Below are 26286 nucleotides of genomic sequence, written 5' to 3' on the forward strand. Positions count from 1 at the left end.
GTCGTTGTAATGAGTAAATTACAAAAAATTCTTGTACGGGCCCGCCGTCAAGTTTTTAGTGAGATGGTTGGAAACAATCCGTCAATCTTTCAAGGCGAGGGCTATGACTTTATAGAACTGCGCGAGTATATGCCGGGTGATGATATTCGTCATATAGACTGGAACATTACGGCAAAACTCCAAAAGCCTTACATTAAAATCTTTCGTGAAGAGAGAGAACTCAATGTTGTCATTGCTTCAATGTTAAACGGCAGCGTCTATTTCGGTTCTAAAAGATTCAAGCAGGATGTTATAGCAGAAATTACGGCTATGCTTAGTTTTTCTACCATTAAAAATGGAGATTTACTGAGTTCATATATTTTTAGTGACAAGATGGAGTCTTTTTTGAAACCGAGTAAAAAGCTGTTCTCGGTACATAAAAGTACGGATGAAATTCTAAACTTTGATCCGCTGAACAAAAAGGCAGACTATAAAGTTTTGGCAGATACTCTGTTTAAAAGACTTAAAAGAAAGTCGTTAATTGTCATTGTCGGTGATTTCTTTGAAATTCCTGATTTTAAAGTATTGGCAAAAAAACATGAAGTTGTTGCCGTCATAGTTCGAGACAGACTTGAAGAGACCCCGCCTGAGATGGGATTTACATCGTTAGTAGACCCTGAGAGTGGTGCTGTATTAGAAGGTGATTTTAACGCACAAACTGTAAAAGAGTATGCAAAAAAAGTTTTAGTACATGACAGAAAACTCTATGCAACATTTAGAAAACACCAGATTAGATTTACAAAGATTTATACAGACGGAAAAATCGGTGTTTCATTAAGAAGATTATTTGAAGGCAGATAAATGCAAAATATAAACCAAAACGAAATTCCTTTGCATGACATAAAGCCGCTTATAGAGATACATGAGTACTCTTTATACTATTTTATCGGAGTGAGCCTATTGGTTGCGCTGATACTTATGGGCTTTTTATATTTGGCATACAAATGGGTTAAAAGTAAGAAAAAATTTAATAAAAGAGCAGAACATTATAAATTACTCAACACTGTTGATTATTCAAATCCGAAAAAAGCAGCGTATGATTTGACATTTTACGGCGTAACATTTAAGGATGACAGCGAACGTCACCATAAAGCGTACGAAGAAATGATAGAAAAACTAGAAAAATATAAATATAAGAAAAATGTAGAAGATTTTGATGCGGACACTTTACATGTAATAGATTTATATAAGGGAATGATAGATGTTTGACGGCATATATTTTGAATTTCCAAAATTATTATTTGTAATATTCTTTTTTATAGCATGTGAATCCTTATGTAAAATGAAGCTGCCTTCAATTTACTTTCCGCATGCATCACAGTTTATGAAAAGCAATGTTGCCGCATCAAAATTACTTTTCTTTTTAAAATGGCTGACAATAATTATGATGATTTTAGCTTTGATGTCTCCTGTAAAAGATGAACCTTATGAGTTGAAACCAAAGCACGGGCATGAAATAGCCCTTATATTGGATGCATCAGGTTCTATGAAAGAGAGAGGGTTTGACCCTGTGAATCCGGCTGCATCACGTTTTGATGTTGTCAAGTCAATAGTAAAAGATTTTATAAGTCAGCGAACAAATGACAATATGGGGCTTGTAGTTTTTGGCTCTTACTCATTTATAGCTTCACCGCTGACATATGACAAGCATATACTCTCACGTATAGTCTCTCAGCTTGAAGTGGGCATGGCAGGTAAATATACGGCTTTATATGAAGCATTGGCACAGGGTGTGAACCTGTTGAAAATGAGCAAGGCAAAGTCAAAAGTAGCCATTTTACTTACAGACGGGTACTCGACAGCAGGTGCAGACAAGATCCCTCTTGACGTAGTGCTTGATATGGCGAAAAAAGAGGGTGTAAAAGTTTACCCTATAGGCATAGGCGGTCCTGATGAATACAACAGAGCAGTACTGCTAAAAATTGCAAAAGAGACAGGAGGGGTTGCCTTTGGTGCTTCAAATGCCTCACAATTAAAAGAGGTGTATAAAAAAATAGATGAATTGGAAAAATCAGAGATAAAAAATGAAACATTTTCATATAAAAATTATTACTATTTTTATCCGTTGTTTATAGCATTGTTATCATTGCTGTTGTATGTATATATACGAAATAAAAGAGGGAGTGCGATATGAGTTTTTTACATTCGGAATTTTTATATTATATGCTGCCGCTGATATTTATACTTTTTGGACTTTTGCTCACGCAAAAAGAGTCTCATGCGACATTTTTTTCAGATGAGGTCATTCAAAAACTGAGAGTCTCATCAAATACTTTGACACTCAAGGCAAGAAATGCACTTTTTATGCTTATTGCTGTTTTGATGACCATAGCCTTAGCGGGCCCTGTTATAAAAGACGGAAAAATCGAGATCAAAGCAAAAAGTGCTGACATAATGATAGCCTTGGATATATCGGATTCGATGTTGGCTGAAGATGTTTACCCGAATCGTTTGAAACTGGCAAAGCAAAAAGCATTGGAGCTGTTGCGCCTGGCTCCAAATGAGCGTATAGGTGTGATAGCATTTGCAAAAAACTCTTATTTGGTTTCTCCTCTGAGCTTTGATCATGAAGCAGTAGCGTTTTTGCTTAAAAAGCTCGATACTAATTCAATAACCGAGCAGGGAACAGACCTTATGTCAATGCTGCAGGTTGTTGATAAGAGTATAAAAAAGGACTCTAAAAAGTACCTGCTGATTTTAAGTGACGGCGGAGATAAAAAAAATTTTTCAAAAGAGATTACCTTTGCAAAAGAAAAAGACATAGCGGTTTTTGTATTGGGCGTCGGTACACCGCAGGGTGCGCCTATAAAACTTGAAGATGGTGAGTTTATAAAACAAAACGGAAAAATCATTGTCTCCAAACTCAATGATAAAATTGCTGACTTGGCAACAAAAACAGGTGCTGTGTACATTCAAGGTGTAAATTCAGATGCAGATGTCAAAGCGATGCTTAGCGAGATAGAACGTCACAGCAAGAAAAAAGAGCTCAAATCCGAAGAGATTGAAAAATATATACCACTCTTTTACTATCCGTTAGGATTGGCACTCTTACTTCTTTTAATAGCAACATCTTCTATGAGCAAGCGTGTAAAAGTTGAGGTGCCTGGCTTGTTTATTTTGGGATTGTTATTGTTTAACAGTTCTTCTTCATATGCAGGACTGTTGGACTTTATGCATCTTGATGAAGCGAAAAAAGCGTATACACAAAAGAATTATGCCAAATCTGCCGAAATTTATGATGCATATGCAAAAAAGGCTAATCATAATGAGAGTTATTATAATGCGGGAAATGCCTTGTATAAGCAAAAAAAATATAAAGAATCGATAAAAAATTATGAAAAAGCAACATTTAGTGACAAAATCTCGCGTGCGAAAAATTTTGCAAATATGGGAAATGCCTATGCAAAAATAGCTGATGAGAAAAGCTTGAAAAAAGCGATAGAATCTTATGAAAAATCCTTAAAACTGCATGAAGATAAAGATACAAGAGAGAATTTGGAAGCTGTGAAAAAAGCGTTAAAGAAAAAAGAGCAGAAAAAACAGCAACAGCAGAAAAATAAAAACCAAAAAAATAAAGACAATAAGAAAAACAAGGATAATAAAAACCAAAAAAACAAACAAAACCAGAAAAATCAGCAGAATCAAAAAAATAAACAAGATTCTCAAGATAAAAAAGCTTTTAAGGGTTCCAAGAAAAAAGATCAAAATAATGAGCAAAGAAAATCCAAAAAGCCGAGTGAAGAAGAGAAAAAACAGCAAAAGCAGCAAGCTGATAAAAATAAGCAAAAAGATAAGAAAAAGCAAGAGGCCCAAAAAAAGAAAGAAGCTGCTGAGAAAAAACAGAAAAAAGATAAAAAGAAGCCTGCTTCCGGATCAGCTGCAAAGGCGGCAAAAATGAAAAATAAAATGAGTGATGCAGAAGAGGCTAAATGGCTTAAAGCATTAAACAATAATCAAAATACGTATTTATACAGACTAAACCAAAGTAGTAAGAAAAAGGAAAACAGTAATGAAAAACCTTGGTAAAAAAATCATAATAATTTTTAGTTTACTTGCGACTGCCATATATGCAAATGTAGTTGCAAAAGTGTATCCCAAAAATGTTGTCAGCGGAGAAGTGGCAACATATACTTTAACTATAACCGGCGGTGAAGTGAATAAACCGGTTATCAGTACAATATGCGGCAGCAATGTACTGGGTACGAGTTCTCAGACAAGTATTCAAATGATAAATAATGACTATAAAAAAAGTTATGTATTGAGTTACCAATTTATGCCGCAAAAAAATTGTGTGATTGCCCCTGTTAATGTTGAAGTTGATGGTAGAATGGAGCAGTCAAACAGTGTAAAAGTGACAGTAAAACCGGCTGTACAAGATAAAAATGCAGATTTTGTAGTCAATCTCATTCCCTCAAAAACGAAGCTGTTTGTAGGTGAACCGTTTAATTTACAGCTTGTTTTGAAACAAAAAAAAGATGCAGAGGCAGTTGACAGTAAGTTTATAGCACCGGATTTTAAAGGCTTCTGGGTGAAAGGCGAATCACAAGCGACAAGAACTGAAGAAGGTGATTTTATCATCACCAAAGCGATGTATAGACTTGCTCCCCAAAGAGAAGGTAACCTGACGATTCAACCGGCACAATTAAAGATAGCAACAAGGATTTCTTCACGAGATGTCTGGGGTGGTTTTATGCCTCAGGTAAAATGGAAAAGTTACTTTTCAAATGAAGGGCACATAAAGGCAAAGCCTCTGCCAAATAATGCAAAAATTGTCGGAAATTTCACGATTTCTGCCACTGCTGATAAATTAGAGATTAATCCAAATGAAGCTGTTAATGTTACTGTAAAAGTTGTAGGCGATGGAAACTTGGAAGATATTAAAAGTTTTAAGCCTTATATACCGGATGTGAATGTTTTTGATGAGAAAATAAATATCAAAGGCAATACGCTTACACAAAAACTAGCTTTTGTTTCAGATAAAGATTTTACTATTCCTCCTTTTTCACTAGCTTTTTATAACCTTAAAACAAAAAGAGTAGAAAAAATTTCTACACAGCCGATTCATATTAAGGTGAATGGTGCTGTTAAAAAAACTGAGCTTAAAATACAAAGAGATGATTCTATAAAAACTTCTGAAAAATCATTACATGTAACACAAAAGCGAGAAGTACTCAGTAAAGTATGGATAGTGGCAGCATTTGTCGCAGGACTGCTCATAGGTATCTTAATTATGTTGTTTGTGAAGCCTGTCAAGTTCCTTAAAAAAGAAAAAGCATTGAATTTAAATGATGAGAAGCTATTGCTTATAAAACTACTGCCGTATAAAGATAAAGATGAAGAAGTGAAAAAAATAGTAGATGTTTTAGAAGCAAACTTGTATGCATCTAAAAAAGAAAAAATTGATAAGAAGATTTTAAAAGAGATATTGAAAAAGTACGATATATCCTAATCTAGGATATCGTGCAGTTTATTTGCATTTGCCATTTCTTGATGAACTTTGTCCCACTCTTCATTTTGAATATTTTGTTTGAGGTTTGTTAATTCTGCTTCAAAGAGTTCTATCGCTTCAAGCAGATTCTCTTTATTTTGTCTGAAAATATCTTCCCACATATAAGGTGAACTCTTCGCAAGACGACTCATTGAACGAAATCCACCGGCTGCAAGAGCCAAAATATTGTGCTTGTTCTCCTGTTTTAAAACAGTATTTGCAATTGAGTAAGAGATAGCGTGAGGCATATGAGAAATAAAAGCCGCATGGCGGTCATGCTCATGGGACTTCATAAAATACTTTTTCATATGGAGTGATTTAAATATTTTTTTTGCAGTTTTGCTTTGAATCTCTCCACTGTCTTGTAAATCACATAAAACGACAACTTTATCATAGTAAAGATTTTCAACAGCAGCATGGGGACCAAAGTTTTCCGTTCCTGTCATAGGATGTGCGGCTACAAAGTTTTTACGTATTTGAGGTGGGACAGAGGCAACGATTTTTTCTTTTGTACTGCCAAGATCGATGATAGTAGTATCAGTATCCACATCAGTAAGTTCTTTTAAAGTATTGATGACACCATTGACAGGAATAGCAAGAAAGATAACGTCACATTTTTTGACCTCTTCAAAAGAGACTGTTTTATCAACCAAACCAAGACAAAGGGCATCTTTTTTATGCTTTTCATTATGGTCATACCCCACAATCGAGTCAACATAATTTTGTTTTTTTAAAGACAGAGCAAGCGAACCACCCATTAAACCTAATCCAATAATTGCAATGTTCATGTTTATTCTTTATGTTAATTTGCAAAATTATACTAAATTTACTTAATATTAACCTCATAATGGGTAAAATCTTTACTAATTTTTTAAATGGAATATGAATGAAAATACTTTTATCTTTTTTATTGGTTGTTTTTACAACGAACATATACGCGCAAGTAGTTAAAACAATTGAATACAATGGTCTTGTTCATCTCTCTAAGCCAGTTGCATTGAGAATGCTGGGTTTTGGAGAGGGTGATGATGTTGACAAAGAGGTAGTTGATAAAGCAATCAAAAAATATTTTGATCAAGGTTATTTTAATGATATATGGACAGAATTTGATGGAAATGGGAAATTAACTTTTTATTTTAAAGAAAAAGCGATTATTTCTCAAGTAGAACTCAAAGGTTGGAAAGAGAGTGATGAAGAAGTAAAAGATTCGGTCATACAAATTAAAAAGGGAACGTTGTATGATGAGAAAAAACTTGAAGCTGCTAAAAAACGCATCATCGACGCAATTTCACAAGAAGGTAAAATTGACAGTGTTGTAGAAGTTGAGACAACATACTTGGAAAATGGAAGTGTAAAAGTTACATTTATTGTCAATGAAGGTGAAGAAATTATCATTAAAAAGCTAAAGTATAGCGGTGTTTATGGCTTAGATCCAGATGATTTTGATGATGTATTAGCAAATAAAGAACAAGAATTTATGGGCTGGTTCTGGGGTCAAAATGACGGAAAAATGAGCCTTAGAGATTTAGAATATGATAACTTGCGAATTCGTGACTATTATATGCAGTATGGGTATTTGGATGCCAAAGTAGATGAACCTCTTGTAAGAGTTGACTTTGATAACTACAGTGCTGATATGAGTTACCTGGTTTCTGAAGGGAAACCTTATATAATCAGTAAAGTTTCCATTAATCAAGTGAAACATGTAGCTGATGATGAAAAACTACAAGAGGTTATATCTCTTGAACCAGGCGAAGTATTTAACATAAAAACTTTTAGAGATGATTCTAAAAAGATTAAAACACTTGTAGCGGATTTGGGTTATGCTTTTGTTCAGGTTGTGCCAGATTTGAAAAAAGACAAAGAAAAACATACAGTTGAAGTAGTATTTAAAGTCATGCCGGGTGATAAGGTCAAAATTAGGAATGTATTGATTTCAGGTAACAACAGAACACTTGACAGGATAATTCGTAGAGAATTGTATTTGGGTCCAAATGATATGTATTCTTTAACTGATTTAACTGATTCTCGTACAGCCCTTGGAAGACTTGGATTTTTTGACGGCAATACAATAGAAGAAAAAAGAATTGACAATAAAACTATGGATTTAATTGTCAAAGTAAAAGAAGCTCCGACTGGTAATATTCAACTTGGTGGTGGATATGGAAGCTATGGCGGTCTTTTGGTGAGTATAGGAGTGAGTGATAGAAATATTTGGGGATCAGGTATTAATGTTGGAGTAAAAGCTGAAAAATCTCAAACAACACAAAACTATTCTTTTAATATTTCGAATCCACGTTTAAATGATAGTGACTTTAGTGGAAATTTTTCTATTTATCATTCAGCATATGATTATATTGATTATTCTGTTTTGAGTAATGGTTTAACAATGGGATTAGGACATAGATTTACCCGTCATATAAGTGGATATGTAGGTTATGGTTATTCAAGCAACAGCTATACTTTTGGAAATGATTTTAATGCAAGTGTATATGGCGGAGTAAATCCATTCGAATCTTATACAAAAAGCGGTGTGACAATAAGTGCAAAATGGGATAATACAGATGATTATTATCTTCCGCGTAAAGGATTTGAACTAACACAGAGTCTTGAAAAATCAGGCCTTGGCGGTACAGCTGATTTTATAAAAGCAAGAACTAATTTTGCTAAATATTATGGACTTCAGGATTTACTGGGGGTTGATGCTATTTTTAGATATAAAGCAAGATATTATGCTGTGATTGATAACGGCTATATTCCATTAGCTGAAAAATTTTATATGGGTGGTATTGGAAGTGTGAGAGGGTATCAATCATATTCCCTTTCGCCAACAGTAGCTGACTCAACAGCAACAGACGGCATTAGAAGAGTCGGCGGAACACAAACTTTTTCAAATAATGTAGAACTGAGTTTGCCTTTAATTCCAAAAGCAAAAATGCGAGTGGTGGCTTTTGTAGACTGGGGAACGATTTCAGATAATATTACAAACAATTTATTGACAAATAATATATCAAGAGCCGGATATGGTGCGGGGATAGAATGGTTTTCACCTGTCGGACCTATTCAGTTGATGTTTGCTCGTCCAATAAGCCCTAAAGAAGGGGATCAAACATCAAGCTTTGAATTTACAATGGGACAGAGATTTTAAAATAATACTTTAAAGTCTTGGTGCCCGCATTCTAATTTTGCCACTGCTTCTTTGGAAAGATAAAGCTTTTTAGTGGAGCTTACATGTAAAGCATTCCCCTTAAAATTCAATTCAAAATCTAGATTTCTTGGCCTATGGCTCAAAAGTGCAATACTTAATGAGAGCAGAAAACTCAGTGTTTTTGTGACTTGTTCTTTAGGCAGTAGTTGTTTATAAAGCTGCAAATGTGTACTTGAAGGCAGTTTGTTCTTAGCATATTTTGTCAGTGTGGCTATCAGCATGATGTCATGATGTGTAAATCCATATTCCAGGGCACTCTGTATCAAATAATATGTATGCTTATTTTGTGAATAAAAGTGTACACTGCTCCCCGCAGGATAAAGCTTCGCTGCTATGGCAAGATTATATCTGTATTTATAGTCTATACCAAAATATTCATATGTTAAATCAAATATCTTTTTACTGAGTAAATTTAAATTATTTGAAAATTGCTTATCCTGCACATGTGTGTCTATGAGATATCGTACTGAAGTATTGTAGTTGTGGGGAAATTTATGCTTAGAGTTTCTTAACAAATCTGCTAAATAAACACCCTCTCTTACACCAACACCGCTGGTAATAATTTTTGAGATATTTATTTTTTTAAGCACTCTTTGTAAAATGAGCGTACCGGGTTTTATAACATCAAATCTATTGTTGTCAATAAAAAGATTTTTTAACTCTTTATTGTTTTTTGTATGTAAAAGCTCTTCTATAAATTGCTTTAGTGTTGTTGCATCATACTCGTATGCATGCAATTTGTTCAGAGGATATGTTGTACGTTTCATTATGGAGTTTGAAATTGCTCGAAATGTTCCACCAATCCCAATAAGGGTGTTGATTTTTTCAATTGGCAGCATTTCTAGCTGTTTATCAATATATTTAACCGCACCCTTAATATCATTAGAGTCGAAATAAAGCTCTTTAAGGCGGACAGTTCCAAGTTTTAAAGATAAAGGATGTGAAACATTGTTTTTGTCTATATAGGCAAGCTCAGTAGAACCTCCTCCTATATCTATACTAAGCGCATTGTGTTGCTGGGGTAAAAGATTTGCACAGGCAATAGCCCCAAAATAGGCCTCTTTTTCACCGCTTATAATTTTGATATTGAGTTTTAACTTTTGTTTTACTTTTTGCAGGAAATCTTTTTTGTTGGGAGCATCTCTTAATGCTGAAGTCGCGACACATAAGAGTTTGTTTACTTTGAACGAATTACTGATTTGTATAAAATCACTGAGTGCATCAAAAGTCCTCTGCATTGGAACTTCCTGCAGGGATCCATTGTGTTTGTAGGCATCTTCAGAAATTCTGACTTTTGATTTTGCTTCATGAAGTAGATGAAACGCAAAACGGGATACTTTCTCGTATATCACCATTCTAACTGAGTTAGAACCAATGTCTATGATTGCAACACGTTTTGCCAAGGTACTATTCTTCTATTTCTAAGTTTTTATACTTAAATTGAAGTTCTGCTATTGTCTCAACATTATCTTTGTCTGGAACTATACAGTCAACCGGGCAAACAGATATACAAGCAGGTTCATCATATATTCCGACACATTCGGTACATCTATCAGGATCAATATAGTAAATTGGATCACCTTCTTCTATTGCCAACGTAGGACATTCTTCTCTACATGCATCACATGCGATACATTCATCATTAATTATTAGAGCCATATTCAAAAACCTTATATTCTATACTTATTTTTTATCTGACGATTTATATCAAATTAAAGCTTTATTATTTTTGAAACGTTATCGATTTCTTGGAATTATGCAAGAGAGTTTAGAATTTAGCTGTAATGATGCAATTGTTCCATCAATTCCGTCTTCTCTGTTTTTTATACTTATTCTAGCACCTAAGGCATCTGCAGCACTTTTTGCTAAAAACAGACCAAGTCCGACACCTGATTTGTTTCCTTGTCTCTTAAACGGAGCAAATAAATCAATTGTATCATCAATTCCGCATCCTTCATCTATGACTTCTATAAGAAGCCCGACATCATCTTGAGAGCTTCTGAGCGTAACCGATTTCTCTTTAGGTGTGAATTTAAGAGCATTTTGCAAAAAGTTTTGAATGATTTGATTTAAAAGGCTGAGTTGCAGCGTTGCCATAAATCCATCCGGCTCAAAATGCATCTGCAGTACTTTGCCTTCATTCTCTGCAAGCAGTTTAAAATCATTCGCTTTTTGTTTTAAAAATGCTATAACATCTACTTCTACCGGTTTGTCAAGCTGAGCACCTTCTTGGCGACCTATATTTAATATATTTGAAACGATTATGTTCATCTCGTCAACAGTTTTATTTGTTGTTTTAATTGCTTCTATATACTCCTCTGGCGTTCGTTTTTTAATGAGTGTAACTTGGTTTTTTAATTTTATGACAGCCAAAGGGGTTTTGAGCTCATGTGCTGTTCCGATAAAAAGTTCTTTTTGGTATTTGACAAAGTTTTGAATTCTAGAAATCAGGTGATTAAGTGTTTCTCCCAAAGGTTCAAACTCTGCAGGAAGTCTTTGTGTATCAATCTCTTTTATAAGATGTTCATTCATATTTGCCAGTTTTTTTGTAAGTGTTTGTATCGGAGCAACGAGCATTTTTGACAATGCTATAGCATAAATTATGACTAGAAGTACACCGGCTATATTTATTATAAAGATATATCTTAAAATTTTTTTTAGCAATCGTTTTGTCTGCGTAATATCTTTTGTAATTTTAAGATAACTCTTGTCATCAAGATTAAAAGGGTATACAAGTGTTAAGTAGGTATGCTTATGATCTGTTTTTTCATATACATCCATCTGTGTATCGGGATTTTTTAAATAAATTATTCCGACATTTAGGGAGAAAAAATTTTCAGGAATAGACTCATCGGCCTGAAACACTGATTTGTAGGCAGAAATATTTTTCGCATACTGTATAAGCTCTGCTTTTTTATCATCATAAATGGATTTTTCTATATAAAAATATAAGAGAGATGAAAAGATAATTATGAGTGTTACTGATGAAAAAATCAGTTGAATAAGAAAGCTAGTTCGAATACTTCGCTTGGAAAACATGATATAACCTCATAATTGTATTTATGTGATTATATCATTTTAGAGTTTAATTAAACTTCTTTTGGAAAACAAAAACGATAACCGCGACGGCGTACAGTTTCTATTGTTGTGATAGATAAAGGTTTATCCATTTTTTGTCTAATCTGATTAATGGCAACTTCGATTACATTTGGAGTAACGAGTTCAGGTTCTTCCCAGATAGCATCAAGAAGCTGCTCTTTAGAAACAATTTGATCACGGTGACGAGCTAGATGGGTAAGCACTTCAAAAGGTTTCCCTTTAAGTTCTATTTCTGTCTCTTTGTATGTAATCTTTTCTTCTTCAGGGTTAATTGTTAAATCTTCTATTTCGATAATATTACTTCCGCCAAAACGAAGACGTGCTTCAATACGAGCAATTAAGACATCAAAATCAAATGGTTTTCTAATGTAGTCATCAGCACCGGCACGTAATGCCTCGATTTCACTTTCATTGTCATCTCTTGCTGAAATAACAACAACTACTGTTTTTGGTGTATTTGCTTTAATATCACCTATAATATCAACTGAGTTTCCATCCGGAAGCATCCAGTCCATAAGAACTAAATCGTAGTTACGGATGTCAAGATAGTATTCACCGTCTTTTAACGTTTCAACAACATCACTTTGATAACCAAATTCTTTGAGTCCTTCTGCCAACATTTTGTTTAATGTAACTTCATCTTCTATAATGAGAATACGCATTCATTTTTCCTGTGCTTAAATATTTGGTGGAATAATAGCATAATTTTAGGTTACTTTAAAGTTTTTTTCAATTTTTTTTAAAAAAAAATGAAGTTAGGATTAAGAATTGAAGTGTGTAGTATCGCTTACACTGACCATACAATCGGGCAATATTGAGGGTTTTGTGATTTTTAGATAGAGGGTGTTTATTTTTGAAAATTTATTTTTGAGTTGTACACTTAAATATTGAAGAGCATCTTCAATAAGTAAAAACTTTTGATGAATCATAGCTGCTCTAATAAAATCTGCTACTTCTGCATAATTAATAAATTCATCATCATATGCATATTTAATTTCTACATTGATGATAACTTCTTGTGCATTGTTTCTCTCAAATTCCAAAATACCTATGATACATGTAAAGGTTAAATTTTCAATGTGGATTTTCAAATTATATGACTCTTTTTTCTTCACCCTTGATAACACGGATGATATTTGGAATATGTTTGTAAAAGAGAATTGCTACAATGAAAACAACCGGTGCATGTGCCATATTCGGATGAATTATAAAACTTGAGATGAGCAGGGCAAGCACACCTGTAAGGGATGAAACTGAAGAAATACGGACAGTTTTTGCCATAACTAGCCAGACTATTAATGCAATAGTCGTCTCAACAGGCAGCATAAACATCATCACACCCATTCCCGTTGCGATGCCTTTACCGCCTTCAAATCCAAGATAAGGAGAGAAACAGTGTCCAAGAACTGCCAGTACCGCTACAGCCCATAAAACAGATTCATCAAGTCCCATAAAATAGGCTGCGCTCAAAACTGCAACACCTTTAAGCGCATCTAAAACAAGTGTCGCAATGCCAAGTTTCTTGGCCAAAGCCGGATTTGTCTCTTTTACAACTCTGAGTACATTTGTTGCACCTATACTACCGCTTCCTGCTGATTTTACATCAACACCTGCAAATTTTTTTGCGAGTAAAAGACCAAACGGAATACCGCCTATGAGATATGCCGCAATGTAAAAATCAACATTGATATTAAATAAAAAATCCATAAATTACCTTAAATTATTTGAATGATGACATTCTACAATTTCTATACTAAATTTTTGATATAATTGCATAATTATAAAATACAGGATGATTTTTTGCAGTTAACAAATGATGAATTAAAAAAAAGAATTAATGAACTCAAAGAAAAGCTGAGTGTGACTGTTGTTGCACACTTTTATCAGCGTGATGAAGTATTTGAACTTGCTGACATTACAGGTGACTCGTTGGAGTTGGCTATGAGAACAATAGCTGATGATGCCGAATATGTACTCTTTTGCGGTGTTGGATTTATGGGGCAGAGTGTAAAAGTACTCTCTCCAAACAAACGTGTAGTTATGCCAAAGATTGCCTGCTGTGCAATGGCTCGAATGATTGACTCAATGTATTATGATGATTCTGTGAAGTATTTACAAGACAACGGTATTGCCAAAGAAAATATTTTACCGATTACCTATATAAATTCAAATGCTGATGTTAAAGCGAAAGTCGGAGAGATGGGCGGAATGGTGTGTACAAGTTCCAATGCAAAAAAAATCATCACTACCGCTTTGGATGAAGGTAAAAAAATACTTTTTGTACCTGACAGATGTCTAGGACAAAATATTGCCAACCAAATGGGTCTTAAATCAATGGTAATCGGACAAGAAGGCGATCCTAAAGAAGCTGATATCATATGTTATGACGGATTTTGTTCAGTGCATCAGCTTTTTACGCTTGAAGACATAGAGTTCTATCGTAAAAAATTTCCGGGTATCTTAATAGCAACACACCCTGAATGTGATCCTGCAATTTGTGAAGCGAGTGATTTCGTTGGTTCAACATCGCAGCTTATTAAATATATAACAGAGTTACCTGAAGAGCAAAAAGTGGCTGTTGGAACAGAGTTTAACATGGTAAACCGCTTGCGATCGAAAAATACTTACGTGCTGAGTTCTACAAAACCGGAATGCCCGACAATGAATGAAACGACACTCGAAGATGTTTATTTGACACTCAAGGCTATAGATGAGGGTGAGCCGATAAATGAGATAGAAGTAGATCCAAAAACGCAAAAATGGGCGAAAGTCGCATTAGAGAGAATGTTGGCATTATGATAGAGCAATTTGTAAAAGAAGCATTGGCAGAAGACGTCGGACGCGGAGATTTATATGCTCTGGTTGAAGCCGCTATGCCTGCAAGTGCTAAAATAATTGCAAAAAGTGACGGTGTTGTTGCGGGGAGAAAATATATAGATGCTATGGCAAAATTGGAAAATTTTTCAGTTACATGGCTCAAATCTGACAAGCAGACATTTTTAAACGGCGAGACGATAGCAACTGTTGAAGCAGATTCTCATACACTGCTTCGCTGTGAAAGAACACTTTTAGACATGCTTTTACATGCGAGCTCTATAGCAACACTGACAAGAAAATATGTTGATATTGTAGAGCCGTACAATGTAAAATTACTTGATACGAGAAAAACGAGGCCTTTGCTCCGGGTATTTGAAAAGTATGCAACACGCTGCGGTGGTGCTGTTAATCATAGAATGGGCCTTGATGACTCTTTAATGATAAAAGACACACATTTAAAAACCATCAAAAATTTACAAGATTATATAGAAGATGCCAGAAAGGTTATTCCTTTTACGGCAAAAATAGAAGTAGAAGCCGATACACTTTTTATAGCCCAAGAGGCTATGGCGGCACAGGCTGATATAGTGATGTGCGACAATATGGCACCTGCTCAAGTTGAAGAAGTTGTTGCTTTTAGAAATGAAAATTATCCGCATATACTTTTGGAAGCTAGTGGAAATATCTCTTTAGAAACTATTGAATCTTATGCAAAAACAGGTGTTGATGCTATCAGCTCAGGAGCACTTGTGCATCAGGCAAACTGGATAGACCTCTCAATGAAAATGGATTAAAGGTCATAATATATGGCTGATGATCAGGAAAAAACGGAAGAACCCACCCCCAAAAAAATAGAAGATGCCCGAAAAGAAGGCAATGTTCCGAAATCTCAGGATGCTTCGGGAGTTCTTACTCTTTTTGTAGCAATATTGGGCGTGTTAATGCTTTTTCCTTTTATGGCAGAGCACATGATTCATCTTTTTCGGTACTATTTCTCTCTTATCGGTATGCCTGTTGATAAATTATTTGCAATGGATATTGCAATAGTCACAATCAAAGAATTTTTACTCATGGTTCTTCCTTTGGCTACTGCAGTTGCCATTTCAGGTGTGATCGCCGCATTGGCACAATTTGGATTTTTATTTACTACAAAAGCTATTATGCCGGATTTTAAAAAGATTGACCCGATTAAAGGAACAAAAAATCTTTTTTCCTTAAAAAAATTAATTGAAGGCGTCAAAGTAACGCTGAAATCTTTCACAACCTTGGGTGTGGGTTTTATATTTTTCTTTTATTTTATTCAAGAACTGCCGACGGTCGCACTTTTTGGACTGCATGATCAGCTAATGTGGCTTAAAGATAAAATGATAATTATCGCTTTTGTGATGCTTTTTATTATTTTTATTTTTGCGATTATAGATGTGATTATTGTAAGAAAACAGTATTTTGACGGCTTGAAAATGTCTAAGCAAGAGATTAAAGATGAGATGAAAAATATGGAAGGTGATCCGCTTATTAAATCTAAAATTCGACAAATTCAGATGGAAGCATCAAAAAAAAGAATGATGGCAGAAGTACCAAACGCCGATGTGGTTATAACAAACCCTACGCACTATGCCGTCGCCATAAAATATGATGAAAGCAAATCACATGCACCTTTGGTCGTTGCAAAGGGGATGGATAATATAGCCCAGCAAATTAAGAAAATTGCAAGAGAAAACAGTGTGCATATTGTTCAAAATCCTCCTTTGGCAAGAAGTCTTTATAAAGAAGTTGACGTGGACAAGCCCATACCTGAAGCATTGTTTAGCGCAGTAGCCGAAGTTTTGGCATATGTTTACAAGATGAATAAGAAATAGTATATAATTTGATTTAAAAAAGTAGACATTTGATAGCTTTTAATGATATAGACAATGCAAAGCATATTGTAATTAGGACTGATGCCAACTCATTTGCAAACGCAAATGCCCTGTATTCTTATATATTGAGCAAACACAAAAAAGTTTCTTTAGTCATAACACAAAAGATTGATGCTAGGGTTTTATTTTTACCCTGGTATGCAAAGCAAAGAGAGAGTCTTCCTGCCTCAGCTGATTTGATAATTGAAGCGCAGCCTGATACTATCGCTCTTTTTGATACATTGAAAAAAAATGATATTACAATAAATCAAAAAATGGCAACAGCGCTGTTTGCAGGTCTTTTAGAGTTTACTGAAGGCTTTTTAAATGATACATGTAATGGTACAGCTTTTGCTGTTGCTAGTGAATTGATAGAGCTAAAAGCAGAGTATCTTACATGTAAAGAGTTTTTGCAAAAAAGAGAGTCGCTGGCGCTGTTTCGTTTGAAATCTTTGATGTATAAAAACATGGTGCAGAGTTCTAATGCACAGATTGTAAATATGTATATATCAGATGAAGATTTGAAATGCAGCGGTGCGACCCAAAAAGATGTCCAAAAAGTACTAAAAGAAGTGCTTAAAATAGTACATGTAAAAGAAGTCAGACTTTATAAAAGTGACGACAATAACAAAATTTTAAAATCAATTAAGGAAATATAATTTGAGAAACAAGAGAAATAAATCTTCATTTGGTGCATTATTCCTAATGACATTATTTGTAGGAGCTGGATTATACGTTTATTTTTCTGTAACATTTGAGCGTAATGCGCCTGTAATTACACTGCAAACGAACGGTTACTGGAATCTTAAAAAGCCACTGCAGTTAAAAATAGAAGATGGCAGCGGGATAAAATCATATAAAGTGATAGTGCGAACAAAAAGCGGTGATAGTGAACTGCTATATAACCGACTGCTTACTCCTCAAAAAGTAATTAAACTGGAATTACAACCGCCACGAGGTGCATATGCAATTAAAGACAAAGATATTGAAATTATTGTACAGGCACAGGATGCTAGTAAATGGAATTTTCTTAATGGCAATGTAGCACTGAAATCCTTTAAACTTAAAATTGATAAGAAAAGACCTCAGGTTAGTATTGTTAACAATTCATACAAAATATCTCGTGGAGGTTCTGCTCTCGTTATTTTTAAAGCAGAAGATGAAAATTTAAAAGAGTTGTATATAGAATCAAATCACAACAAACATTTTAAGGCTGAACCTTTTTACAAAGAGGGTTATTATATAGCTTTACTTGCGTGGCCTGTGCAGGATGAAAGCTTTAAAGCGACAGTTGTGGTAAATGATGCTGCAGGAAATATGACAAAATCGTATGTTCCATTATATTTAAAAAACAAAGCATACAGACTTTCAAAAATTACACTTTCTGATAAATTTTTAAATGGAAAAATTGCCGAGCTGGCTGAACAGTTTGATGAGACACAAGGAATAGAAGTTCCGCTGGAAAGATTTAAAATAATCAATGAAGATGTACGAGCAAAAAATGAAAAATTGATTCATAAACTTACCTCAGATGTACCCGAGGAAATGATTAGTGATTTTAAAATTAAAAAAATGTATCCTCTGAAAAATGGACAAGTAGTTGCATATTTTGGAGATCATAGAAAATATTATTATAAGGGCCACTTTATCAGTGAAGCATATCATTTGGGATTAGATATGGCAAGTCATGCTATGGCGCCTATAAAAACACAAAACGGTGGAAGTGTTATATTTGCAAATTATAATGGATTATATGGAAATTCACCTATCATTGCGCATGGTTTAGGTTTGTATACGCTTTATGGACACTGTTCAAGTTTAGAAGTTACCACGGGCGATGAGGTGGCACCAAATATAGTTATTGCAAAAACAGGTAAAACTGGTTATGCAATGGGAGACCACCTGCATTTTGGCGTATTGGTCCAAGGTATAGAAGTACGTCCTCAAGAGTGGATGGATAAGCAGTGGATAAAACTCAATATTAATGATATTATTAAGCGTGCTAAAAAAATTATTGATGGCAAGTAAAGGATAGCAAATGTATCAGACAACAATTAAAAAAAGCGTAGAACTTGTTGGAATAGGCTTGCATAAAGGTTCTCCTGTAAGATTAAAGTTAGAACCTTTAGAATCAAACAGCGGTATCGTCTTTTACCGAAGTGATGTGGACGTTTCTATTCCCTTGATTCCAGAGAATGTTGTTGATACGAAAATGGCAACAGTTATAGGTAAAGATAATCATGTTATCTCTACAATCGAGCATCTTTTATCGGCTGTATATGCTTACGGAATTGATAATCTGCGCGTTATTGTTGATGCTGATGAGGTTCCTGTAATGGACGGAAGCAGTGCAAGTTTTTGCATGCTTTTGGATGAAGCCGGCATTAAAGAACTAGATGTGCCTAAAAAAGTTATGATGATTAAAAAAGAGGTCAAAATAAAAGAGGGAGAAAAATATGTCAAACTCTCACCTTCGCCTGATTTAAATTATGATTTTACTATTAAGTTTCCTCATCCGGTTATTCAAAAACAGGCATATGTTTTGAAGTTTACCAAAGAAAGTTATAAAAATGAAATATCTCGGGCAAGAACATTTGGCTTTTTGCATGAAGTTCAATATTTGCGTTCAAAAGGGTTGGCTCTGGGAGGTTCACTTGAAAATGCAGTAGTTTTGGATGAAAAAAAAATATTAAATCCCGAAGGACTGCGTTTTAGTGATGAATTTGTAAGACATAAAATTCTCGATGCAATTGGTGATATGAGTCTGATTGGCATGAATTTTATAGGAAACTATGAAGCATTGGCAGGCAGTCATGATTTAAACCACAAACTAACGCTGGAACTGCTTAAAGATGCGGATAATTACGAGGTTGTTGAACTCGTAGGCGAAAAAACAAGAGAGTTAGAAAAAGCATATGCCTAAAGTTGATGTTTTATGTATAACACTTTCATCGCCGATAAAAATTGGTGTTTATGAAAATAATAAAATTCTTGAAGTGATAGAGAGTAATGAAAAAAGCTCTGATGTTCTGCCTTTGATTTTTAAAAATATACTCAATAAATATGATGTAGAGAAATTATTTTATGCTAATGGACCAGGCAGTTTTATGGCTATAAAAGTTGCTTATATATTTTTAAAATCATTAAGTATTTTAAAAAAAATACCTCTTTTTGCGACAGATGCCTTTTATTTTAATAAAAATCAACCCATCAAAGCGATTGGAAAGCTATATTTTGTTAAAATCAATCAAGAGATAAAAACTCAAAAAATAGAAACAGCACCACAGGCAGATTTTAGATTGCCGGATGTGCTGGATTATAATGAGTTTAGTACAAATACAACACCCTTGTATATGATAGGGGCTGTTGGATAGGATAATCAGTGACAATAAGCGTACCGGCAACGTCTGCAAACCTAGGACCAGGTTTTGATACTTTGGGTTTGGCAGTAGATTTAAGAAACAGAGTTGAGTTTCACCCGTCAAAATTTTTTAGTGTAAGCATCAAAGGTGAAGGTGAAAATAATCCAAGATTAAAAGGGAACAACCTTTTTATTAGTATTTTTAATGAGCATTATTCAAGACTGACAAAAAATAAACAAAATTTCAAGTTTACATTTTATAATCAAATTCCAATGTCCCGCGGTCTTGGAAGTTCTTCTGCTGTTATAGTTTCAGCAATTGCTTCTGCACATGAAGCAGCAGGCATTCGTGTTTCAAAGCGTAGAATTCTCAATCATGCACTCGTCTATGAATCCCATCCTGATAACATTACACCTGCTGTTATGGGCGGATTCAATGCGGCTACTATTGAAAAGAACAAGGTGTTTTCTCAAAAAAAACACCTTCCTGATTATTTGAAAGCTGTAGTGGTTATTCCAAACAAACAGATGAATACCTCAAAATCAAGGACAGTCCTGCCAAAATCATATTCGAAAGAAAATGCAGTCTATAACCTTTCTCATACTGCACTAACCGTAGCAGCATTCTTTAATGAAGACTGGGAGATGCTAAAACTTGCCGCACAAGACAGATTTCATCAAAAAGCTAGAATGAAAACATTGCCGGAACTCTTTAGTGTGCAAAAAGTTGCGTACGAAAGCGGTGCTTTAATGAGTACACTCTCAGGAAGCGGTTCTACATTTTTTTCACTTGTCTATGATGATGATTCTGCGATGATTGCAAATAGAATGAAGCAGAAATTTCCTGACTTTGGTGTGAAAGTTTTGGATTTTGACAACGATGGCTTAATAATAGAGCGATAAGCCCTATTAAATAAAGTAAGATTTAGATATAATGGCAAAAAAATTTCATCAACCAACTAGAATGTGTGTTTCTTGCAGAACAAGAGAGCCGCAATATAATTTATTAAGACTACAGTGTCTTAATGGTGAATTGACATCATTTGACGGGATTGGAAGAAGTTTTTATTTATGTCAAAGTTGTCTACAAGAAGATAAAAAACTTTTTAGAGCTTTAATGCGTCAATGTAGAAGCTCAGATAAAGATAAACTTATGAATAAACTAAAGGAGATCATCACTGATGATAGAAAAAGTTAGAGTACACGAAATTGCAAAAGAGCTAGGAATAGCTTCTAAAGATGTTTTAGATAAAGCAAAAAAAATGGGTCTTGAAGTAAAATCTGCACAAAGTGTAGTGACGATGGAACAAGCAGAAAGCATAGCAAATTACATAATGAATGGTGATGAGAGTGCCCAAGTGCAAAAACCTAAAGTTGTAAAAAAGACATCTAAAAAAGTGAACGAAGATACTCCTGAAGAAACAAAAACAGATGTAAAAGAGACAGCTAAAGCATCAGAAGAAGCTCCTGCAAAAAAAGAGGAAGCGCAACCTGAAGTAAAACCTGCAGCAGAAGAAAAACAAGAAGCAAAAGCTCCTAAAGTTGAGGCAAAAAAAGAAGAAAATGCTTCTGCCCCCAAAGCACCTAAAAAAGAAACTGCTAAAAGTACACTAAAAGTTGTACAGCCTACTGTAAGACCCGTTATTAAAAAATCGGGATTAAAGATTGTTAAAAAGAAAAAGCCAAAAGTTGAGGAGAACTATTCTATTCCTCAAAAACAAGCGTCTGTTTCATCATATGGAAAGATGAGTGCAGAAGCACTTGCAGAATTATCAAGAAAAAAGAAATCAACAACAAAACAGTCACCGACATCAAAGAAAGATCAGGGAACAAAGCTTGATATATTCGGTGGTTCTCTGTCTGACGTGTCTATGGATATGGATGACCAGGTAACTCTTTTAGATTTGAACTCAACTGAACGTGCTCCAATAGCTCCAGAAGAACCAAGAAAACCAAGAGCACCAAAGCCGGCAGGTAGAAATGCAAATAAAAAGCAAGCACCACGCGGTAGAAAAGTTTCTCGCGATAAAAGAAAAAAATATGCTAAAGTAACACATGAAGAGGAAGTTGTAACACATGTAGAAATTCCTGAAGATATTCGTGTTTATGAGTTTGCAGAAAAATTGAAACGCCCGATGTCAGATATTATCAAAGTTCTTTTTGACCTTGGTATGATGATGACGAAAAATGACTTTTTGGGTGCCGATGAGATTGAAATATTATCTGAAGAGTTTGGTGTAGAAGTTACTATCGTAGATCCTAAAGATGAATTTAACTATGTTGAAGAAACTGAAGTTGAAGATATTAATGCAGTTGAAAGACCACCGATTATTACTATAATGGGACATGTCGATCATGGTAAAACGTCATTACTTGATGCTATTAGAAAAGCAAAAGTAACAGAAGGCGAAGCCGGTGGAATAACACAGCATATCGGTGCATATACAGTTGAACAAAATAATAAAGCTATTACATTTATAGATACTCCTGGTCATGCTGCATTTAGTTCTATGCGTCAACGCGGTACAGATATTACAGATGTTGTTGTTATAGTTGTTGCTGCAGATGACGGTGTGAAACCACAAACACTAGAAGTTATAAATATTGCAAAAGAGTCAGGCGCGCCGGTTATTGTTGCCTTGACTAAAATGGATAAAGAGACTGCAAACCCTGACCTTGTCAAAGGTCAAATGGCAGAACATGGCATCTCTCCTGTTGATTGGGGCGGAGATGTGGAGTTTGTACCTGTTTCATCAAAAACAGGCATGGGCATTGACGAATTACTGGAAAATATTCTTTTAACCGCAGAAGTACTTGAACTCAAAGCAAATCCTGAGGCACCGGCAAAAGCTGCAGTTGTTGAATCATCTTTAGAAAAAGGCCGCGGTCCTGTTGCAACTGTAATAGTTCAAAACGGTACACTGAAAGTCGGAGACAATGTTGTGTGTGGTAGTTCATACGGTCGTGTAAAAGCACTTGTCAATGAAAATGGCAAACAAATTAAATCAGTTGGACCATCACATACATCTGTTGTCGTAGGACTTAATGAAGTGCCTGCTGCAGGTGAAATTATGATGGCAATGAACAGCGATAAAGAAGCAAAAGAGTACGCACATAAACGTTATGAATATGAGCGAAATAAAGAGCTTTCAAAATCAACGAAGTCAACGTTAGAAGATATGACTTCTATGATTGCAGAGGGCAAACTTAAGTCTCTTAAAGTAGTTCTTAAAACTGATGTTCACGGTTCACTTGAAGCAATTAGAAGTTCATTAACAGAACTCAGAAATGACGAAGTCAAAATTGATGTTATTTCAAGCGGTGTCGGTGGAATTACAGAGAGCGATGTAGAACTGGTGAGCAACTCTGAAAACTGTGTTCTTCTCGGATTTAATGTTCGTCCTACAGGTTCGGTAAAAGCACTTGCAAAACAAAGAAATGTAGATATTAGAACATACTCTATAATCTATCAATTACTCGATGACATGACCGGAATGTTAACAGGTATGATGGCACCGAAATTTACTGAAGAAAATACAGGTCAGGCAGAAGTAAAAGATGTCTTTAAATCACCAAAAGGCATGGTTGCAGGATGTCTTGTAGTTGATGGGAGACTTATCCGCGGTGGACTTGTTCGTGTTATTCGTGAAGGTGTTGTTGCATATGAAGGTGAACTTGTATCACTTAAACGCTTTAAAGAAGATGTTGAAGAAATCGGAAACGGCTATGAATGTGGTGTGATTATATCTAACTATAATGATGTAAAAGTCGGTGATGTAATTGAAACATTCAAAAAAGTTGAGCAAAAAGTTTCACTATAAAGAAAACAGATGAATGAAGCACAAATAAAGCTAAAAAGAACAGAGGCTCTTTTGGCTGAACTAATTCCTGAAGCACTGAGTCAGCTCAATGACAACCGTTTGCATGAACTTGGCGTGATTGAGGTAAAGTGCTCTCGCGGAAGAAGTGATGCAAAAGTTTATATTGACCCGAGTAATTTCACTGAAGAAGAAAAAAGAGCATATCTTAAACAGTTAAGAAAAGCACGTCCTTTGGTTGAAGATTTTTGCTTAAAAGACCAAGGCTGGTACAGATGTCCGAAACTGGCATTTGAATTTGACGAGCAGTTGAAAAAATCGCAAAATATCGAAGATTTATTTAAAAAGATAGCAAAAGAAAAGACGGGAGATGAATCATGAGTTTACAAAGTGATATAGAGTCAGTCGTTAAATCAGTTGGTTTAGTACTTTACGATACAGTTATTGTAAATGAAAATGATGAAACTATTTTTCGTGTGAGTGTCATATCAAATGATGTTGAAGAGGGTAAACAAAAAGGTGTGAGTCTTGATGAGTGTGTTGAACTGACACATTTAATTTCTCCTTTACTTGATGTTACACCGCCTATTTCAGGTGAATACAGACTAGAAGTAGGAAGCCCAGGTATAGAACGAAAACTTACTACATTGGATCATTTTAAAAAATCAGTGGGTGAAAATGTCTCTTTACTTTTAGATGAAAAAGAAAAACTCAAAGGTAAACTCGTTAAAGTTGAGGGGAATAAACTTTTTGTAGAAAAAGAGGGACAAATACACGAAGTTGATTTTAATGCTGTGAAAAAAGCAAAAACCTACTTTGAATGGAAATAGATCATAACTTTTATATGAACCTCGCAATTAGCGAGGCTTGGAAGTATCAAGGTCTGACATACGCAAATCCTGCAGTCGGCTGCAGCATTGTAGGCGAACACGGTGAACTCTTAGCCGTTGAAGCGCACCATAAAGCCGGAGAGCCTCATGCTGAAGTAAATGCTATTAAGGCTGCATATTATAAGCTTACACAAGATGAAAAAATTTTGCAACTTATATCTTCTTCACAGATACATATATATTTACTGCAAAATCATAACAATATTTTTAAAAAATGTTCTCTTTATTCGACCTTGGAACCTTGCTCGCATGTAGGGAAAACACCGTCATGCGCCAATTTAATAGCAGAGCTGGGTATCAAGAATGTTTTTGTCGGTGTAGAAGATTTTAACACCGACGCTGCAAATGGCAATACTGTTTTAGAAAAAAGCGGTGCAAATATAAGTTTACATGTAGAGCAACAAAAGTGCGAAGATCTGCTTTTTCCATTTAAAAAGTTTATGAGCGATAAGTTTGTTTTTTTTAAATGGGCGCAAAGGCTCAACGGCACAACAGATGCAGGCATTATAAGTTCTGCAGAGTCAAGAAAAAATGTACATGCCATGCGTGATGTATGTGACCTGCTTGTTATCGGAGGCAATACAGTCCGCAATGACAGACCGACACTTGATGCACGGCTGGTAAATGGCAAAGCCCCTGATATTTTAATACTTTCACGCGAAAAAGAGTTTGACACTGCCATTCCTCTTTTTCATGTAAAAAACAGAAAAGTATATATAGAGAGTGATTTTTCAAGAATGAATGACTATAAAAATATTATGATTGAGGGTAGTGCAAAAATGTATGAACTCAGTCGTGATATTGTAGATTATTATCTATGTTACCTTGCCCCTGCTTTTGGCGGGCATGATGGATTTAAAAACATTGAAGATAAATTTCAAATTTTAAATGCGGACAAAGAAGAGGAAGATATAATAATGTGGATGAAAAGGATAGAAGATTATGAGTAATGCAAAGGCACAAAAACAAGAAAATATTGTATCAATGTTTGATGATATCGCCCCTACATATGACACTGCAAACCGTGTAATGAGTATGGGTGTAGATATTTCATGGAGAAAAAAAGCTTGTGATTTGGCTTTTGACTACTATGGGAAAGAGAATATAGAAAAAATCGTTGATGTTGCATGCGGTACCGGTGATATGATGGGTTATTGGAAAAAGCAGGCACAAAAAGCAGATTTACATGTAAACTCCCTTGTCGGTGTTGACCCCTCAAACGGTATGGTAGATGTCGCCCGTAAAAAATTTCCTAATTTTAATTATCATATTTCAAAAGCGACCGAGATTCCGCTTGAAGATGCAAATGCAGACATACTCAGCATTACCTATGGAATTCGTAATGTCATGGAGCGTCAAGAGGCTTTTTATGAGTTTAACCGTGTTCTTAAAAAAGACGGACTGGTCGTGATTTTAGAATTTATGAAAGATGAAAATAAAAATATTTTGAAAAAAATACGTGATATATATATGCATAAAATTCTTCCATATGTTGGAGGAGCAATTTCTAAAAACCTGGCAGCATATACATACCTGCCTGATTCCATAGAAAATTTCGTGACTATTCAAGGCATGCAAAAAGAGCTGGAAAAAGCCGGCTTTGAAATGCTTCATACGCAGAGCTTTTCTATGGATATTTCTACATTAATGATAGCGCGAAAAAAGTAA

At 34.9% G+C, this 26286-nt stretch carries 27 protein-coding genes; 20 read left to right on the forward strand and 7 right to left on the reverse strand.

Features of this window, described 5'->3' with window-relative positions; all coding sequences use genetic code 11:
* Window positions 1-9: 9 nt before the first annotated feature.
* From SAUT_RS03455 to SAUT_RS03475, 5 genes are read left to right on the forward strand one after another with little or no spacing between them, the layout of a single operon-like run.
* Window positions 10-840, forward strand: a complete 831-nt coding sequence (locus tag SAUT_RS03455) for a DUF58 domain-containing protein (protein ID WP_013326485.1) — start codon at window positions 10-12, stop codon at window positions 838-840.
* Window positions 841-1248 (forward strand): hypothetical protein, encoded by a 408-nt coding sequence (locus SAUT_RS03460; protein ID WP_013326486.1) that lies wholly within the window; start codon window positions 841-843, stop codon window positions 1246-1248.
* Entirely contained in the window at window positions 1241-2173 is a 933-nt protein-coding gene (locus SAUT_RS03465; RefSeq protein ID WP_013326487.1) for a vWA domain-containing protein, read from the forward strand. The genes SAUT_RS03460 and SAUT_RS03465 overlap by 8 nt, the downstream gene beginning before the upstream one ends.
* Window positions 2170-4065: a VWA domain-containing protein gene (locus tag SAUT_RS03470; protein ID WP_013326488.1), complete on the forward strand. Its 1896-nt coding sequence runs from the start codon at window positions 2170-2172 to the stop codon at window positions 4063-4065. Before SAUT_RS03465 ends, SAUT_RS03470 begins: the two co-directional genes overlap by 4 nt.
* Window positions 4049-5488, forward strand: a complete 1440-nt coding sequence (locus tag SAUT_RS03475) for a BatD family protein (protein WP_013326489.1) — start codon at window positions 4049-4051, stop codon at window positions 5486-5488. Before SAUT_RS03470 ends, SAUT_RS03475 begins: the two co-directional genes overlap by 17 nt.
* Here the strand turns inward: SAUT_RS03475 and SAUT_RS03480 are convergent.
* Entirely contained in the window at window positions 5485-6315 is an 831-nt protein-coding gene (locus tag SAUT_RS03480; protein WP_013326490.1) for a prephenate dehydrogenase, read from the reverse strand. The two genes, SAUT_RS03475 and SAUT_RS03480, sit on opposite strands and share 4 nt — an antisense overlap.
* Window positions 6316-6413: 98 nt before the next feature.
* On the opposite strand from SAUT_RS03480, the gene bamA reads away from it, so the two are divergent.
* Window positions 6414-8675: an outer membrane protein assembly factor BamA gene (gene bamA / locus SAUT_RS03485; RefSeq protein ID WP_013326491.1), complete on the forward strand. Its 2262-nt coding sequence runs from the start codon at window positions 6414-6416 to the stop codon at window positions 8673-8675.
* On the opposite strand, the gene SAUT_RS03490 is transcribed toward bamA, so the two are convergent.
* The 6 genes from SAUT_RS03490 to plsY all read right to left on the reverse strand — a co-directional run bounded on the left by SAUT_RS03490 (window position 8672) and on the right by plsY (window position 13541).
* Window positions 8672-10138 (reverse strand): Ppx/GppA phosphatase family protein, encoded by a 1467-nt coding sequence (locus SAUT_RS03490; protein ID WP_013326492.1) that lies wholly within the window; start codon window positions 10136-10138, stop codon window positions 8672-8674. The genes bamA and SAUT_RS03490 overlap by 4 nt on opposite strands.
* A 4-nt stretch (window positions 10139-10142) precedes the next feature.
* Window positions 10143-10394 carry a YfhL family 4Fe-4S dicluster ferredoxin gene (locus SAUT_RS03495; RefSeq protein WP_013326493.1) on the reverse strand — a complete coding sequence of 84 codons (252 nt, stop codon included), beginning with the start codon at window positions 10392-10394 and terminating at the stop codon, window positions 10143-10145.
* 78 nt (window positions 10395-10472) lie between these two features.
* Window positions 10473-11774: a sensor histidine kinase gene (locus SAUT_RS03500; protein WP_013326494.1), complete on the reverse strand. Its 1302-nt coding sequence runs from the start codon at window positions 11772-11774 to the stop codon at window positions 10473-10475.
* A 50-nt stretch (window positions 11775-11824) separates the two neighbouring features.
* On the reverse strand, window positions 11825-12496 hold the full coding sequence (gene hsrA, locus SAUT_RS03505) for a homeostatic response regulator transcription factor HsrA (protein WP_013326495.1): 672 nt from the start codon (window positions 12494-12496) through the stop codon (window positions 11825-11827).
* A gap of 99 nt (window positions 12497-12595) precedes the next feature.
* Window positions 12596-12925 (reverse strand): dihydroneopterin aldolase, encoded by a 330-nt coding sequence (locus SAUT_RS03510; RefSeq protein WP_013326496.1) that lies wholly within the window; start codon window positions 12923-12925, stop codon window positions 12596-12598.
* 1 nt (window position 12926) lies between these two features.
* Window positions 12927-13541 (reverse strand): glycerol-3-phosphate 1-O-acyltransferase PlsY, encoded by a 615-nt coding sequence (gene plsY / locus SAUT_RS03515; RefSeq protein WP_013326497.1) that lies wholly within the window; start codon window positions 13539-13541, stop codon window positions 12927-12929.
* 93 nt (window positions 13542-13634) lie between these two features.
* Between plsY and nadA the strand changes: the two genes are divergently transcribed.
* From nadA to ubiE, 14 genes are all read left to right on the forward strand, one after another.
* On the forward strand, window positions 13635-14633 hold the full coding sequence (nadA, locus tag SAUT_RS03520; protein ID WP_013326498.1) for a quinolinate synthase NadA: 999 nt from the start codon (window positions 13635-13637) through the stop codon (window positions 14631-14633).
* Window positions 14630-15445, forward strand: a complete 816-nt coding sequence (nadC, locus tag SAUT_RS03525; protein ID WP_013326499.1) for a carboxylating nicotinate-nucleotide diphosphorylase — start codon at window positions 14630-14632, stop codon at window positions 15443-15445. Before nadA ends, nadC begins: the two co-directional genes overlap by 4 nt.
* Before the next feature lie 12 nt (window positions 15446-15457).
* Window positions 15458-16510 carry a flagellar biosynthesis protein FlhB gene (gene flhB, locus SAUT_RS03530; RefSeq protein WP_013326500.1) on the forward strand — a complete coding sequence of 351 codons (1053 nt, stop codon included), beginning with the start codon at window positions 15458-15460 and terminating at the stop codon, window positions 16508-16510.
* Window positions 16511-16539: 29 nt separating this feature from the next.
* Window positions 16540-17208 carry a hypothetical protein gene (locus SAUT_RS03535; protein WP_013326501.1) on the forward strand — a complete coding sequence of 223 codons (669 nt, stop codon included), beginning with the start codon at window positions 16540-16542 and terminating at the stop codon, window positions 17206-17208.
* Between the two features lies 1 nt (window position 17209).
* Complete coding sequence (gene pgp6 / locus SAUT_RS03540; RefSeq protein WP_013326502.1) at window positions 17210-18577, forward strand: peptidoglycan metallopeptidase Pgp6; 1368 nt, start codon at window positions 17210-17212, stop codon at window positions 18575-18577.
* Window positions 18578-18587: 10 nt separating this feature from the next.
* Complete coding sequence (gene lpxC / locus SAUT_RS03545; protein WP_013326503.1) at window positions 18588-19472, forward strand: UDP-3-O-acyl-N-acetylglucosamine deacetylase; 885 nt, start codon at window positions 18588-18590, stop codon at window positions 19470-19472.
* Window positions 19465-19923, forward strand: a complete 459-nt coding sequence (locus tag SAUT_RS03550; protein ID WP_013326504.1) for a hypothetical protein — start codon at window positions 19465-19467, stop codon at window positions 19921-19923. Before lpxC ends, SAUT_RS03550 begins: the two co-directional genes overlap by 8 nt.
* 8 nt (window positions 19924-19931) lie before the next feature.
* On the forward strand, window positions 19932-20813 hold the full coding sequence (thrB, locus tag SAUT_RS03555) for a homoserine kinase (protein ID WP_013326505.1): 882 nt from the start codon (window positions 19932-19934) through the stop codon (window positions 20811-20813).
* A gap of 61 nt (window positions 20814-20874) precedes the next feature.
* Complete coding sequence (locus tag SAUT_RS11605) at window positions 20875-21108, forward strand: YlxR family protein (protein WP_342610117.1); 234 nt, start codon at window positions 20875-20877, stop codon at window positions 21106-21108.
* On the forward strand, window positions 21092-23731 hold the full coding sequence (gene infB / locus SAUT_RS03565; protein WP_013326506.1) for a translation initiation factor IF-2: 2640 nt from the start codon (window positions 21092-21094) through the stop codon (window positions 23729-23731). The genes SAUT_RS11605 and infB overlap by 17 nt, the downstream gene beginning before the upstream one ends.
* Window positions 23732-23740: 9 nt before the next feature.
* The gene (gene rbfA, locus SAUT_RS03570) at window positions 23741-24109 is read left to right on the forward strand and encodes a 30S ribosome-binding factor RbfA (RefSeq protein WP_013326507.1); all 369 of its coding nucleotides are present in this window, start codon (window positions 23741-23743) and stop codon (window positions 24107-24109) included.
* On the forward strand, window positions 24106-24558 hold the full coding sequence (locus SAUT_RS03575; protein ID WP_013326508.1) for an LSm family protein: 453 nt from the start codon (window positions 24106-24108) through the stop codon (window positions 24556-24558). The genes rbfA and SAUT_RS03575 overlap by 4 nt, the downstream gene beginning before the upstream one ends.
* Entirely contained in the window at window positions 24549-25568 is a 1020-nt protein-coding gene (gene ribD / locus SAUT_RS03580) for a bifunctional diaminohydroxyphosphoribosylaminopyrimidine deaminase/5-amino-6-(5-phosphoribosylamino)uracil reductase RibD (RefSeq protein ID WP_013326509.1), read from the forward strand. Before SAUT_RS03575 ends, ribD begins: the two co-directional genes overlap by 10 nt.
* Entirely contained in the window at window positions 25561-26286 is a 726-nt protein-coding gene (ubiE, locus tag SAUT_RS03585) for a bifunctional demethylmenaquinone methyltransferase/2-methoxy-6-polyprenyl-1,4-benzoquinol methylase UbiE (RefSeq protein WP_013326510.1), read from the forward strand. The genes ribD and ubiE overlap by 8 nt, the downstream gene beginning before the upstream one ends.

The sequence above is a fragment of the Sulfurimonas autotrophica DSM 16294 genome (assembly GCF_000147355.1).
GTDB classification, from domain to species: domain Bacteria; phylum Campylobacterota; class Campylobacteria; order Campylobacterales; family Sulfurimonadaceae; genus Sulfurimonas; species Sulfurimonas autotrophica.